Source organism: Streptomyces sp. NPDC051822, assembly GCF_044452745.1.
Classification (GTDB): domain Bacteria; phylum Actinomycetota; class Actinomycetes; order Streptomycetales; family Streptomycetaceae; genus Streptomyces.
The window spans coordinates 86943-100348 of sequence record NZ_JBITBZ010000016.1 but is presented as its reverse complement, the minus strand read 5'-3'; the positions used below and the strand labels follow the sequence as shown (position 1 = coordinate 100348).

At 71.0% G+C, this 13406-nt stretch carries 13 protein-coding genes and 1 pseudogene; 9 read left to right on the top strand and 5 right to left on the bottom strand.

Features of this window, described 5'->3' with window-relative positions; genetic code table 11:
* On the top strand, positions 1-338 hold a 338-nt coding region (locus tag ACIA8N_RS34385), incomplete at its 5' end, for a tectonin domain-containing protein (RefSeq protein WP_365786273.1).
* A 1162-nt stretch (positions 339-1500) separates the two neighbouring features.
* On the opposite strand, the gene ACIA8N_RS34380 is transcribed toward ACIA8N_RS34385, so the two are convergent.
* The 3 genes from ACIA8N_RS34380 to ACIA8N_RS34370 form a co-directional block, all read right to left on the bottom strand.
* A complete protein-coding gene (locus ACIA8N_RS34380) occupies positions 1501-2001 on the bottom strand; it encodes a hypothetical protein (protein ID WP_365786271.1) in 501 nt (166 codons plus the stop codon).
* Between the two features lie 669 nt (positions 2002-2670).
* Complete coding sequence (locus tag ACIA8N_RS34375) at positions 2671-3384, bottom strand: hypothetical protein (protein WP_365786269.1); 714 nt, start codon at positions 3382-3384, stop codon at positions 2671-2673.
* Positions 3296-4033 carry a hypothetical protein gene (locus ACIA8N_RS34370; RefSeq protein ID WP_365786267.1) on the bottom strand — a complete coding sequence of 246 codons (738 nt, stop codon included), beginning with the start codon at positions 4031-4033 and terminating at the stop codon, positions 3296-3298. Before ACIA8N_RS34370 ends, ACIA8N_RS34375 begins: the two co-directional genes overlap by 89 nt.
* Before the next feature lie 335 nt (positions 4034-4368).
* Here ACIA8N_RS34370 and ACIA8N_RS34365 point away from each other — a divergent pair, with 335 nt between their 5' ends.
* From ACIA8N_RS34365 to ACIA8N_RS34350, 4 genes are all read left to right on the top strand, one after another.
* Positions 4369-5541 carry a cytochrome P450 gene (locus ACIA8N_RS34365; protein WP_365786265.1) on the top strand — a complete coding sequence of 391 codons (1173 nt, stop codon included), beginning with the start codon at positions 4369-4371 and terminating at the stop codon, positions 5539-5541.
* A 30-nt stretch (positions 5542-5571) separates the two neighbouring features.
* Positions 5572-6972, top strand: a complete 1401-nt coding sequence (locus tag ACIA8N_RS34360; protein ID WP_365786263.1) for a hypothetical protein — start codon at positions 5572-5574, stop codon at positions 6970-6972.
* Between the two features lie 755 nt (positions 6973-7727).
* A complete protein-coding gene (locus ACIA8N_RS34355) occupies positions 7728-7937 on the top strand; it encodes a hypothetical protein (protein ID WP_365786261.1) in 210 nt (69 codons plus the stop codon).
* A 1102-nt stretch (positions 7938-9039) separates the two neighbouring features.
* Positions 9040-9399 carry a DUF6420 family protein gene (locus tag ACIA8N_RS34350; protein ID WP_365786259.1) on the top strand — a complete coding sequence of 120 codons (360 nt, stop codon included), beginning with the start codon at positions 9040-9042 and terminating at the stop codon, positions 9397-9399.
* Positions 9400-9560: 161 nt separating this feature from the next.
* Here ACIA8N_RS34350 and ACIA8N_RS34345 read toward each other — a convergent pair whose 3' ends face one another.
* Positions 9561-9737 (bottom strand): hypothetical protein, encoded by a 177-nt coding sequence (locus ACIA8N_RS34345; RefSeq protein WP_365786257.1) that lies wholly within the window; start codon positions 9735-9737, stop codon positions 9561-9563.
* A gap of 102 nt (positions 9738-9839) precedes the next feature.
* Here ACIA8N_RS34345 and ACIA8N_RS34340 point away from each other — a divergent pair, with 102 nt between their 5' ends.
* The 4 genes and pseudogenes from ACIA8N_RS34340 to ACIA8N_RS34325 all read left to right on the top strand — a co-directional run bounded on the left by ACIA8N_RS34340 (position 9840) and on the right by ACIA8N_RS34325 (position 12397).
* Entirely contained in the window at positions 9840-9998 is a 159-nt protein-coding gene (locus ACIA8N_RS34340; protein WP_365786255.1) for a hypothetical protein, read from the top strand.
* Between the two features lie 576 nt (positions 9999-10574).
* Positions 10575-11086: pseudogene (locus tag ACIA8N_RS34335) on the top strand (transposase); the annotation flags it as partial.
* Positions 11087-11144: 58 nt separating this feature from the next.
* On the top strand, positions 11145-11555 hold the full coding sequence (locus ACIA8N_RS34330; protein WP_365786253.1) for a hypothetical protein: 411 nt from the start codon (positions 11145-11147) through the stop codon (positions 11553-11555).
* 332 nt (positions 11556-11887) lie between these two features.
* Positions 11888-12397 carry a DUF5956 family protein gene (locus ACIA8N_RS34325; RefSeq protein ID WP_365786251.1) on the top strand — a complete coding sequence of 170 codons (510 nt, stop codon included), beginning with the start codon at positions 11888-11890 and terminating at the stop codon, positions 12395-12397.
* 44 nt (positions 12398-12441) lie between these two features.
* Here ACIA8N_RS34325 and ACIA8N_RS34320 read toward each other — a convergent pair whose 3' ends face one another.
* A complete protein-coding gene (locus ACIA8N_RS34320; protein ID WP_399416876.1) occupies positions 12442-13074 on the bottom strand; it encodes a hypothetical protein in 633 nt (210 codons plus the stop codon).
* Between the last annotated feature and the right edge of the window lie 332 nt (positions 13075-13406).

Genomic DNA, 13406 nt, shown 5'->3' with positions numbered 1-13406 from the left:
GCGTCCCCGGCGGCCTGACCGACATCAGCGCGGCAGCCGACGGCACCGTCTGGGGCGTCAACGCCAACTCCGAGATCTACCGCTACATCGGCGACCAGGGCACCACCGGCCACTGGAAGAAGATCGCGGGCGGTCTGGTGAAGATCTCGGCGGGGTCGCGCTCCAACGTGTGGGGCGTGAACGCGAACGGGCAGATCTACCGGTTCACCAACGACGACGCCACCCCGTGGCACGGCGTCCCCGGCGGCCTGACCGACATCAGCGCGGCAGCCGACGGCACCGTCTGGGGCGTCAACGCCAACTCCGAGATCTACCGCTACATCGGCGACCAGCCCTAACTGGAGCCAGCCTCCACATCGTCGCCCCGTCACCGAACCGCGGTGACGGGGCGCAGGCGCCTTGGCGCGCAGGGGCCACAGCCCGCCGGGCAGGTCGGGGAGCTGTAAGAAGTACCGCCGTAGCCCGTTGATTTGGTGGCGAGCGAACGGGAGAGCGTCGCTCCGAATGCCGGCCGGCCGCCGCTCAGGGCGGTGTCACTCGTCGTCGGCGGCGTCCGCGCCGACGTCTTCGAGGTCCGCGACGACGATGTCGCCCGGAACGCGCAGATCGTCTTCGTCGACGACAGACGGCGGGACTTCGCCGTCCAGGAGCCGGAGCCCGAACCGGCCTCCCTGCTCGACCTGCGGGCGGCGGTCAACGCGATGCGTCGGGGACCCGGCCGGCGACCTCCCAGTAGGTGCCGTCCAGCAGCGCGGCCCGCGCCGCCAGGTCGGAGGGATTCCGAAGACTCTGTCCGACACTGGTGTCCGCCGTGCCGGGACGGCTCCGGCTGCGGAGCAGGCAGGCGACGGGCGAGGTCGGCGGCGAGCTGCCCGGCCGTCTGGCCGTGCCTGTCCGGGTCGAGTTGCTCCAGGTTCTGGAGCAACTCGACCGTCTCGCGAGCCTCCGTGGCGGTCAGCAGAGGGAGGCGAGGCTCGTCGGAGTAAGTGCCGGTCACAGGGGCGGTGTCATGGTCCACGCCGTCTTCAACGGCACCGCCCGGACAAGGGCGCGGGATAGGCGGCGCGGGCCGCCCCGTACGCGGGTCAGGCCGCTCCGACTACCTGCAGACCACCCTCGTGAGTCCGACTCTTCACCGGGCGCGTCTCGCTTCCGATGGTGGCGGTCAATGTGAGGGCGGCGCCGGGCTGTCCATGCGCCCCGAGCCACTGCAGGAACTTCTCGTCGGCCGTCTGGGGCCTGGACCACACACCGAGGATGGCCGGCCCGCCCGAAGGAAGCGGAGCACGACCTCGTACTCGACGCCTTGGTCCTCGAGACTGGTGCTGTCCACGGAGGGGCTTTCCAGTGCTGGTCGGGATGCCGGTGCCCGGCGGGGCGGCGTCGGCTTCACGGGCGCGACCCCACCGGGCACCTTCAGCCTGGCACACCCGTCGCTCCCCGCCGGGGCCGGCCTGTCGAGTCGTGTGCGTGGAAAGGGGCAGCCGGCGGCTGACCCGGTCACGCACCGCCGATACGGCAGTGCTCAGACTGAGCGGCGAATTCGTCGAGGCTGGGGAAAGCCCCGGTGTCGATCCGGCCGGTGCGCTCATACTGCTCGGCTGCCATAGTGAACAGGGTGCGGCGGTAGGTCCACTTCAGGACCTTGGCGGTGTCGGTGAGGTCGGCCGGCTTCATGAGCGCGAGGAAGAACAGCGACTTGATGAGCAGGAACTCGGGCAGGTGCCGGCTCCCCTTGGTCCCCAGGACGCTTCGGGCGGCTTCGTCGAGCGCGGCCACGTACCGCTCGCGCTGGGCCTGGGCGGCGTAGTAGCCCTTGGTGCCGCCCTTGAAGGCGATGATCTCCAGGGCCGGGTAGGTGTCGTAGCCGACCGGCGCGAGACCGTGGTGCTGCCAGTCGATAACGCCGGCGGAAAAGGTGTTCGGCAGCGCGCCGGAGACGACGGTGCGGGTGCGGGGGGTGTCGAGGTCGGGTTGTCGGTGAAGACGTTGTCGGTCCATCCGGCTTCCTCGAACCAGGTGTGCAGGGCGGCGTGGGTGGCGGGTTGCGCGTGCTTCGCCTGGGCCGTGAGGAGCCGGGTGCCGACGGTCGCGGCGTCGTCGACGACGGTGTCGGGCATCGGCCGGCGGGTTTCGCCGACGCTGCTCCAGGCCGCGTCGTGCAGCGAGGCCGGTCCGAGCGAGGACTCCACGAAGTAGAACTCCGCGTCGTCGGAGCGGGTCTCCAGGACGGCCGGGACGGGGTACCCCATGTTGGCGATGCGCTGCTGGAACGCCGCTTCGTTCTCCAGCCGGCTGTCCCCGGTGCGCTTGAACCGGGAGCCGCCCTGGCTGACCCAGACTGCGCCGTCAGCCGCGGTCCTCTTCTTGACGAACGTCCATACCTCTTTCATGCCGTTTCCTCCATTCCTTGGCGGTATCGGGGGTAGCCATTCGGCGTCGGGATCCCTGCTGTGGGTGCGCGGGCGAGGCGGCGCACACCTTGTCGAGGGATGTCGTAAGGCTGATGGCCGGGGGACTGCAGGCACCAAGAAGGGGTTGCCCGCATCATCGGGTCAGTCTTCGTCCAGACCAGGGGGCCTGACCGACTGCTCGTCTCCGCCAGTCGGCAAGGTGCTCGAGTCGAGACGGCCGCGTGCACAGCAGCATCTTCCACTCGCAGGTGATTCCTCAGGTGCTGGCGTTGCCGTGGTTGTCGATGAGCGGAGCGAGCGAGCGGACCCGTTCGTGCAGATCTTCAGCACTGGTGGCCGGCGTGTCAGCGAGGTCGGCGTCGAGGCGGGCGAGGCGGGCGCGGCTGGTTGAGCGCAGTCGTGCTGCGGGTACGCGGTCAAGGACGTCGAGTGCGCGCTGGGCCGCGTCGCCGGGTTGGCCGGATGCTTCGGCCTGGGCAAGGACGAGGGTGGCCGCGGCCCATCCGGGTGTGGCCGGGGAAGTGTCCGCGATGGAGGCTTCGGCGGCGGTGCGGGCCCGGTCGTGGCGGCCGAGAACGATCGCGGATTCGGCCCGGTGCAGGGTGTACTCGGCGGCGTCGAACCCGAATCGGCCGGGAGCGGACCCGGCCGGGTCGGCTTCGAGTTCGCGGGCGGCCGATGCGAGCGCGGCGTCGGCCTCGTGTTCCCGGCCGAGACCGGCGAGCGAGGTCATCTGCGCCCACGCGTGCGCCTGGGACCTGGGCAGGCCGGCCGGGGCGTGGGCGACCGCCTGTTCGGCGTAGGCGAGGGCGGTCTCGTAGCGGTTCTCAGCGCGGGCGACCATGCTCTGCGCGCCCAGGGACCATGCGGTCAGCCGTGCGTCACCAGCGCGGGTGCCGTAGGCAGTGGCGCTGGCCAGGTGCGCACGCGCGCCGGTGTGGTCGTCGAGGTGAAAGGCGAGGTTGCCCATCAGGGCGGAGAGCCAGCCGACGTTGCGGTGCAGCGAACAGCAGGTAGGCGGGGTGCTTGGAGTAGGTGAGGGCGTAGTGCTCGACTGCGGCGTCGGCCAGCTCGGTGACCGCGGTGCTTGCGTGGGGGTCGGCGAGGAGGGCGAGCTGGAGGGATTCACGGACGGCCGGAAGGCCGGCGGCTGTGGTCATGTGCACCACCATTTCCCGTGCGCCAGCGCTGCACGTGTCGGTCTGGGGCCGACCGTACCGGATCACCGCCGACAACTCGCTTCCCGAGCCGAGGTGTTCGGGGAAGCCCAGTCCGAGCTGCGCGGGGGTGGCGCCATAGGCGCGGCAGAGCATGACGGTGTACTCACGGTCAGGGCGCTCGCCGGAGTCGTGTTCCCACCGGCACAGCATCGGTTCGTTCAGGCCGCGCGGTAACAGGCCGTCCGCGACGTAGAGGGCGCGGACCTGGGTGACCGTGGCGGCGCGGGACCAGCCCAGCGCGAGCCTCCAGGCCTCCAGGCCGGAGACCTCCGGCAGGACGCGGCGGATCTCGGCTGCGGTGTGCTCGGTGTCGAGGCGTTCGCGCTGGCAGCGCATCCGGATTCCGGCGGCCTCTTTGACGATAGTGGCTCGGCGTGCGCGGCTGATGGTGGCGGCCATAGGCACCCCTCGGCGGGAGCAGAAGGCTTCGGGAGCAGCAACCGTAGCCCACCCCTGTGACAGCGCGACACCGCTCCCGTACGCGACACGGCCCATTGCGGGAGGCCCGCAATGTCCCTGCCTCTGGGCGGCAATGACGGTCGGTCAGCTGCGGGCGGACTCTGGTGAGGCGAGCCCGGACCGGGCCGCGAGATCCCACGGACAAAGGGGGGTGACTCCGCCATGTCCTACGACCACTGATCACCTGCTGCGTCCCTGTAGCAGGGTCCGGGTCAGGCCTCGGCGCCGGCCCGGACCCCTGCACAACCCCTCCCCGTGACGCTCTGGAGGCGCTCATGCTGCCGGTGCTGACCTATGACCCCCTCGACCCCGCCACCTTGGACAACCCCTACCCGGCCCTGGCCGTGCTGCGGGAGCAGACCCCGGTGTCCTGGCACGACGACATGTCCTCGTGGCTGGTCACCCGCTACGCCGACTGCGTCCAGGTTCTGCGCGACCACGCGACGTTCGCCCGCGACCGGCGCCGTACCGGCGGATCCGTTCCCGCCGCGAGTCTGAGCGTGCAGTCGCTGGACCCGCCCGGCCAGGCTGGCGTCCGGTCGCTGTTCATGAACGCGCTGCACGCCCAAGACCTCGCCGGACTGGAGGCCCGTGCTCGCGCTCGTGCCGTCCGGATCCTGTGCGAGGTCGGGGATGAGCCGTCGTTCGACGTGATGGCCGGCCTCGCCGCGCCGCTGTCCTTGTCCGTGGTCTGCGACCTCCTCGGCGTGGACGAGCCGCCGCTTGCCGGGTTCGCCGCCGCCTCCGAGGCGATCATGCGCAGCATGGACGGCGGCCTCGACCCTGCCCTGGTCGAGCCGGGTCGCCGGGCGAGGGAGGAACTGACCGGCCTGGTCGACTCCTGGTTCACCGGCAGCGGCCGCCCGGACGGGCTTCTCACGCACGTCCGCGCCCACACTCCGCCCGCCGCCGGCCGCGAGGAGGAGCTGTTCATCCGGAACACCGCGCGGGTGATGTTCCAGGGCGGCTACAGCACCATGACCGCCGCGATCGGTAACGCCCTGCACACCCTCACCACCCACCCGGACGCGCAGGAGCGGCTGCGCCGGGATCCGCGGGTGGTGCCGTGGGCGGCCGAGGAACTGGTCCGCTTCGACGGGCCGGTCCAGGGCACCAGCCGCACCGCCACCCGCGCCTGCGAAATTGCCGGAGTCCAGGTCCCCGCTGGCGACACCGTGGTGCTGCTCTTCGCCGCCGCCAACCGCGACCCCGCCCAGTTCCCCAGCTCCGAGCAGCTGCTCCTGGACCGCAGGCACAACCGTCATCTCGGGTACGGCTGGGGCACCCACTCCTGCATCGGCACCCGCGCCGCCCAAGCCTGCCTGCGCGCCACCCTCGACGCCCTGCGCACCTGCCCCACGCCGCTGCGCTCGGCCGGCACCGCGCTCCGGCAGCGTTCGGCCACGATGCGCACCTTCGCCGCCCTCCCGGCCACCCTCCGCCCCTGACACTTCGCCCCTGCCTGTACGGAGACCGTCTTGCGCATCCTGATCGGCAACCACATCGACCCCGCGATCCGCTCACGTGCGGACATGCGGGCCTGGACCCAGCGCCTGGCCTGGTTCGCCCGCCCCGGCGACGTCCTGATCCTGTGCACCGAACCCGACCGCGGCTTCCTCGACTACGCCTGCACGCTCACCGGCACCGGCCTCAGTGAGATCACCGCCCTGACGGCCCCGCCCGGCCGGTACGGCGGGATGCTCCTGGACCCCGAATCGCTCACCGACCCCGTCTTCCTCGACCAGGTCCGTGCCGCGCTGCGCCCGGCGGGCGGCCCGCAGGCGGTCAGCGAGGTCTTCGCCCTGTGGCCGTCGGCCGCCGTCGACCGCTTCGCCGCATCGCTGGGCGTGGCCGACCGGTCCCCTGGCGCTGCGTACTTCGCGCAGGGCGGCGGGGAGATCGGCAACAACAAGGCCAACTTCCGTGCCATCGCCGCCGCGGCGGGCGTCCCCACGGTTCCCGGCGAGGTCTGCCGCTCTCTCGAGGAAGCTGTCGCCGCCACGCACCGGCTCCTGGCCCAGGCCGAGGCTGTGGTCGTCCAGCAGGCCCACAACGGCGCCGGCGTCGGTAACCAGATCCTCCTGCCCGAGCAAAGCACCCTGGCCACCGGTCATGTAGGCGCCCGCCACCTGCACCGCCTCGCCCCCGGCCCGGCCGGCGTCACCGCCTACTGGCACCAGCGCTGGGACTGGGCGTCTACCGACGGCCGTCACCGCGTGGTTGTCGCCGCGTTCGTTCCCGGCGCCCAGGCGGTCTACTCCGAGCACTACGCCGACGACTCCGGCACCTGCCCCACCGAGCAGGGCCGCCTGCACTACGTCGGCCGCCGCCTGTCCCACCAGACCGTCCCGCTCCAGGGCGCCGACCCGCTGCTGCACGCCCGCCTGGTCGACGGCGGCACCCGCCTCGCCGAGGTCTACCGCGCGCTCGGCTACCGCGGCCACCTGTCCGCCGACGCCCTCACCACCCCCGACGGCCACCTGTACTTCACCGAGGTCAACGCCCAGGTCTCCGGCTCCCTGCACATCTACCAGGTCATCGCCCACCGGATCGTCGACGCCGCCGCCCGCCCGGCCCGGGCGGTCGTCGAGTACCACGTCCCCCCGACCTGGCACGCCCCCGACGCCGCCGTCTTCCACCAGGCCCTCGCCGACCTCCGCCTGAACTGGAACTCCGCCACGCGGACCGGGGTGATCGTCTCCATGCCCGTCGTTCCCGGCCCGGACGGCGCCCAGTTCGTTTTCTGCCTCGCCTACGACCCCACCGTGGGCCACGAGGAGTCCTTCGCCCGGCTGGATGCCCGCTTCGCCGCCCGCCCCGCCGACGCCTTCGACGCCGCCGACCACGTTGGCGCCCCTCTCACCGCCTTCTCCTCCTGAACGGAGCCCCGTCATGGCCACCACACCCCTGCCGCCCGCGGCCGCCCGCCTGACCCCGTCCCTGGACGCCGAACGGCTGGCCGACGACCTCACCCAGGTCACCGGCCACACCTGGCAGCTCCAGCAGGGCCGCGCCCCCGGCGGCCTGCTCGGCACCGTCACCGACATCGACTGGAGGGTCCTGCCGCTGATCGGCCCGAACGGAGACCCCGAGCGCACCGACCCCGGCGGCCCCGGCCCCGACACCTACGCCCCCACCCCGTGGCTGGACCGCATGCCCTACCTCGCCGAGATCCTCGCCTCCATCCCGGCCCCGATGAACGCCGCCCGCCTCATGGCGCTCGGCCCGAACGCGGCCGGCGAGCGGCATTGCGACCCCAAGTACAGCCTGGCCCGCGGCTGCGCCCGCCTCCACATCCCCCTGACCACCAACCCCCGGCGCCGTCCTCTACCTCGACGGCACCGAGCACACCTGGCAGGTAGGCGAGTTCTGGTACGGGGACTTCTCCCGCGAGCACGCCAGCCGCAACCTCGGCACCACCACCCGCGTCCACGCCGTCATCGACGTCCTGTTCACCCTCGAACTCGCCACACTGTTCCCGCGCGCTTGGCAGGAGCAGCTGGCCGCCGCCGACGCGCTGATCAACCACCCCACCCCGCTGGAAAGGACCCTCCCCGCCGGTCTGCCCCGCACCCTGCACCTCCCGGCCGGCTTCACCAACTTCAGCCGCGACCAGCCCCTCGACGGCGACTTGATGCCCGCCCGCCTCGACCAATTCGGCAGCCACCTCACGCTCACCACCGCCGAGCGGACCTTCGCGCTGCTGCCCGCGGGCTCGGGGGAGTGGCGGTTCAGCGCCTGGAGCGAGGCTCGCACCCTCGCCCCCACCCCGGGCGGCGGAGCCGTACTGCACGCCCGCCACGGCCGCACCCACACGCACCGCACCCTCACCACAGCCGCCTGACCACGCGAGTTGAAGGAGCCCCACCCATGCGCCTGAGCAGTCACGACGACTTCACCCGCCTGCGCGAGATCGTCGTCGGATCCGCTGCCAACTACACCGGCCACGACCGCGACGTCTCCTTTGAGCTGTTCCACCACGAGAACCTCACCGGCTTCCGCTCCGACTGGGCCTACCCCCGCCTCGTGACCCCCGCCGAAGCCGGTGCGAGGCCGGAGCAGTGGGCGATCAACCGCCGCTACGCCGCCGAGCTCGCCGAGGACGTCGAAGACCTCGCCCAGGCCCTGACCGACCTCGGCATCACCGTCCACCGGCCGATCCCCTTGCCCGCCGACCCGGCGCCGATCGCCGGCCTGGGCTGGACCGCACCCCCGGTCCCCGCCCTGAACATCCGCGACAACACCCTGATCCTCGGCGACGAGATCATCGAGACCCCGCCCGCGATCCGCGCCCGCTACCTGGAAACCCGCCTTCTCGCCCAGGTGTTCACCGGCTACTGGCAGGCCGGCGCCCGCTGGACCACGATGCCGCGCCCCACCCTGACCGACGCCAGCTTCGACCTGTCCTACGCCCGAGACGCCACCACCACCCTGGGCGGCCCCACCGAGCCGATCGACGACCCGCAGCCCAGCCCGTACGACGTCGGCTACGAGATGATGCTCGACGGCGCCCAGGTCCTGCGCCTCGGCAAGGACCTCGTGGTCAACATCGCCCAGGCCAACCAGGCCCGCGGCACCGACTGGCTGGAGCGCCACCTGGCCGGCCGCTACCGGATCCACCGCGTGTACCGCATGGCCGACAACCACATCGACTCCATGCTCCTCGCCCTGCGGCCGGGGGTGTTCCTCGCCCGGCACGACGGCATCCGCGACATGCTCCCCGAACCGCTGCAGAGCTGGAAGTTCATCGTCCCGCCCCAGCCGGACACCGGCGCCTTCCCCGCCTATGGCGACGCCGACCTCGTCCTGACCAGCCCCTACATTGACCTCAACGTCCTCTCCGTCGACGAGGACACCGTCCTGGTCAACGCCGACTGCACCGGCCTGATCAAGACCCTCGAAGCCGAGCGGAGCCGAGCTTGCCGCGGCTCCACCCCTACGGGGAGGTGGCCCTGGGGCGCTACATCACGCCGGGCGGGGGCCGGCTCACGATCGAGAAGACGTCTCGGCACTACCGGATCCGGCTCGACCACCTCGGGTGCCCAGCTCAGGATGCCGAGGAGAAGAACCGCACCTTCAAGCGCCTGGCCCTCGCGACCGAAGGGCACTGTCTGAAAGCCGGGTGCAGGCACGATCCCTCCTACCAGGACGGGATCTACCGGATGTTCGACCTCCGCCTGGACAGCGGCATCAGCCTGGCGGCCTTCATTCGCGCCGTGCTCGCCGTGGAACTCGGGAACTTCCGCCCCGCCGAGGCCCTGGTCGCGGGCACCGAGGAGCTGGTGGGGCCGGTGCCGACGGAATAGCTGGGACCGCTGCTCCCGGCGGTCGCGAGGCCGGGCCCCTTCTTCCCGGAGGGCAGCCGCATCGTCCAAGCAGGGCGTCGCCTTCAAACTCGGCAGCGGCGCCGTCGGCGCGATCACCCTCTTGAGTGGTCATGGACCGGTCGCTCTCCCGGCGGCGGACCCTACGCGTCGGCCGCCGTGGCGTCGGTGGACCACCTCCCGTTCTCGACGGTGCAGGCGGGGAGAAGCGCGATCCGATACGGGCCGCCGGTCTCCCGCATCGCCCACCATGCAAGGCCGGGCGTCTGGCTGGACTGCACGAGCGTGGCGTGGTTGCCGCTGTGGAACGTCGCCAGCATGCACCCATCACGGGCTCAACCTCGTACGCGCCGTACGACGCGGCGCTCCAGCGCTCGACGTCCTCGACGGGCAGACCCAGGCGCCGGCGGGCGGTGGAGGTCGTGGCCGTCACCGCTGCCCGCCTGGCCGAGCGGATCGCCGGGATTGGCATTCGGATCGACTACGCGCCGCTGCCGATGCTCCAGCGCCTCCCGCACGAGCAGTGGACGTGGCAGGCGATCGGACGGCCCGACGGCCAGGCACAGCCCCGCGCGTCGTGATCCGCCCCTCACAGAGCGGGCGATGCGCTACGGTGCCGTCGGCTGGACGCGCACCGCCACCCGCCGCAGGCCGACGCCCACGCCGTCGTCCCGCGATCGGCCAAGGTCCTACGGGGCCCGCGTCGCCCCGACGCCGTTCCTCTTCGTCGACGGGCGGCGTGGGCGTACCCGTCGAGACGGAGAAGACCGATGCCTCGTCGCCAGAACACCGCCGCTCAGCGTGCCCGTGAGGTACAGCGCGAGACTGGCACCAAGTACACCGCTGCTCTTCGCGTGGCCACCAAGGGAGCTGCTCGGGTGGGGACGTTCTCCCTGCAGGAGCTGCTCACCGAGTGCACCACCCTGCCTCAGTGGACCAGCGTCCACCCCGCGGTAGACGACGAGTGGGCGCCGAAGATGTTCGACTCGGCGTTGTTGGGCGGGCCGGTCCCGTACTCGGCGGTCCTGCGGTTGGCCGGCGACCTCGCGGGCAACGGCATGTCCGCCGAAATGCGGCTGGAGTCCCGCCAGGACTTCTCCTCCCTGGTGGTGGCGTGCGGCGTCCGTCGTTTCGAGTTCCTCCTCTACCAGGACGACCAGATGCTCGCCCTCCTTCTCCAGCTGGACGCCGCCTGCACCGCCGCCGGCCAGCTTGCCGACGCGGTGGAAGAGGCCTTCCCACAGCACCCGGATGCCGAGATCCTGCTGAGCTTCCCCGGTCTCGGCACCAGCTGGCCGCCCGTGTCCTGGCCGAGATCGGCGACGACCGCACCCGCTTCGCGGACGCCCGCGGCCTGAAGGCTTACGCCGGCTCCTCACCCATCACCCGGGCTTCGGGCAAAAAGTCCGCCATCACCAGACGCTGGGTGAAGAACGACCGACTCAACCACGCCGGCTACCTCTGGGCCTTCGCCTCGCTCCGGGCGTCCACCAGGGCCAACGCGCACTACCGCCGCCGCCGCGAGCAAGGCGACTGGCACGCGGCCGCCCAGCGCAACCTCTTCAACCGCATGATCGGCCAGCTCTACCACTGCCTCCAGCACGGACAGGCCTTCGACGAGGCAGTCGCCTTCCCGACAGGGGCCGAGGAGACAGCGCAAGCCGCATAGCCCTGGTCATCGGAAAAGGGCATGGGAGCTATGGCTCGGGTGGCTAGGCTCCCGTGCCATGAGCAGCGACCAGTCCTCAGTCTCAGGCCGCTTCGTCGGCGATTTCCGGGAACTCGGGCACGGCCGGAGTGATGGGCCCTCGCTTCATGCTGCTGTACGTGGCGAAGGAGATCCGGACGAGCAGTCCCTCGCGCGTTACCTGCGTGAAGGGGGAGTCCTTGCTGTCACCGGGACCAGGCTTTACGACGTCCTCAGCCCGGAACGCGAGCTGATCGGCGGGCTGTCTTTGCTCACTGACGGCCAGTGGTTCTGGTACTCGGACCTTGCCCACTACGTCGAGCGGTACCACGTCATCCTGGACCAGCGATTCGTCCAGCACGCCCGAACCAGACACTGGAGCCCGCCGCAGCTGACCGACGACGAACTCGTCGCAATCGGAGACACCCTGTTCGAGGAAGAAGAGGCCTGACCTCACCACTCGGGCGGCACGGCTTGACGGCATAGCAACGTGAGGTGTCTACGTTCCTTGCGTCCGAGGCACCGGATCGGGTGGTGGTCGGTACGAGGCCCGCCTCAGGCCTTACCGGGCCACACGGTAGGGCAACGCACCAGACAAGGGTGGACGGCACAAGCGGGAGTCACCCGTAAGAACCCAGGGCGCGCCCCGGGCCCGGGAGGGTCGGTCGGTAGCCCCGCGCTTGGGGGCTGTGGGAGGCCGGTTCTTCGGCCCCGTCTCCAGCCGGATGTAGGCGCAGCTCACGCGCGGCAAGTAGGCGAGCCCGTGACAAGTATTGTGCGTATATGTCATGGGATGCGAGTGGTCGGCCGCATCAGCTGGCGGTGCGCCGGTCGGCGCCGAGCGAGCTGGAGCCGGACCGGTTGCCGGAGGTCCGGGAGCTGGAGGAGCTGGGCTGGATTTTCGCCCCTGCGGCGCCGATGTGGGTGTTCTTGCCCTACGTGTGGCCGCGGAACGCTCGGACGTGGGTGCCCGACCGGTCGACCCGCTGGGAGATCGACACCACCTTTGCCGCGGCCGGTCAGCTGCTGGATGTCGAGTGCCGTCCCGTCTCGGCTGCGGAGAGGGAGGCCCGGGAGCGGGACGCTGCTGCGGACCTGACCGTCGCGGGGATCCCGCCGCGTCCATCGGGACGGCTGTGGCTGCTGCGTCCGGTCGGCGACTTCAACGAGCTGGCTGCGGTGCTCGACCACCTGTGTGCCGCCGCCGAGGAGCGTGAAGTACCCGTCGAACTGTCCGCCGATTTCGCGCGGCTGTGTGAGAGGGAACTGCAGATCCTCGCGGGAAAGAACTGACGGTTTCCCCCGGGAGGACCGGCGGGAGTTCCGTCGGCAGGGTGTCAGGGCTTCCAGGGCACCTGGTAGTACTGACAGCCGGTCGAGGAGTTGCACTTGTGCCACCGGCCGGTGTGCAGCACGCCGGCCTTGAACAACTGCCGGTGGCCGAAGGCGGTGAACTCTCCTTCGTGGTCATCGTGGTACTTCCCGCCCCCGGTCAGGCGCTGCTCGTTGTAGGCCCACCGGTGATTGCTAGGCCACCAGCCACGCGGAGCCGCGGCATTGATCGAGGCGAGGTTGACCTCGCTCTTCCCACAGTAGTCGTCGGGCCCGCCGCTGACGTTGACCCGGCAGTTGTTCGTCCAGACACCGGGATTGATCTCCGGTCCGCTGTCCCAGTCCAGCACGGTGCGCCAGCGAGGCCTCTTCCCGTCGAAGGACTGTCGGTAGACCACGTCGAAGCTGCCGATGGCTCCCTTGCTGTCCCCGTAGGCGCCGTTGCCCTTGACCTCTGCGGTGTAGTCGTTGATCTTCCGGCTGCGGACCGTGCCGTTCTCACACCACGAGTCGTAGTCGTCCCTGCCCGGGGCAGCCAGCCGCGGAGTTGGCGAGGCTGGGCTGTCGGGGGCGATCACGTACGAGACGTCTGTCGTTCGTCCCTGGCTGTCTGTGGTGACCGTGAGAACCCCGCCCATACAGGTCCACGCATGGGGCCGCGTCTTGCGTGCTTCGTCGACGCAAGCCTGCAGGCCCTCGCCGCCTCTGTCCCCCGGAGCCAGTGATCTCCACGGCAGCACGCCATCGGGCGGGGCTGGCAGCGGCAGCCAGGGCGAGCGGAGTGAGGGCGAGGGATAGCGCGGCAGTGCCGAGAAGTTTCCTGATCACGAACGCATGGATAGTGCCCTCGCCACCCCTGATACGCCCAGGTCCGGGGCCGTGTGAGCCGGTCGGGGGAGTGAGTTCACCGGAGAAACGCTCCGCCGCGAGCTCCTATCCCTTGGAGCAGGCGACAGGCGGTTCCTCGGCG

Bases quoted from the DNA above. Each gene is read 5' to 3' on its own strand.
- ACIA8N_RS34380 (WP_365786271.1), bottom strand. From the start codon at position 2,001: ATGGACCGACAACGTCTTCACCGACAACCCGACCTCGACACCCCCCGC.
- ACIA8N_RS34375 (WP_365786269.1), bottom strand. From the start codon at position 3,384: ATGGGCAACCTCGCCTTTCACCTCGACGACCACACCGGCGCGCGTGCG.
- ACIA8N_RS34370 (WP_365786267.1), bottom strand. From the start codon at position 4,033: ATGGCCGCCACCATCAGCCGCGCACGCCGAGCCACTATCGTCAAAGAG.
- ACIA8N_RS34365 (WP_365786265.1), top strand. From the start codon at position 4,369: ATGCTGCCGGTGCTGACCTATGACCCCCTCGACCCCGCCACCTTGGAC.
- ACIA8N_RS34355 (WP_365786261.1), top strand. From the start codon at position 7,728: ATGCCCGCCCGCCTCGACCAATTCGGCAGCCACCTCACGCTCACCACC.
- ACIA8N_RS34345 (WP_365786257.1), bottom strand. From the start codon at position 9,737: ATGCTGGCGACGTTCCACAGCGGCAACCACGCCACGCTCGTGCAGTCC.
- ACIA8N_RS34330 (WP_365786253.1), top strand. From the start codon at position 11,145: ATGAGCAGCGACCAGTCCTCAGTCTCAGGCCGCTTCGTCGGCGATTTC.
- ACIA8N_RS34325 (WP_365786251.1), top strand. From the start codon at position 11,888: ATGTCATGGGATGCGAGTGGTCGGCCGCATCAGCTGGCGGTGCGCCGG.
- ACIA8N_RS34320 (WP_399416876.1), bottom strand. From the start codon at position 13,074: ATGGGCGGGGTTCTCACGGTCACCACAGACAGCCAGGGACGAACGACA.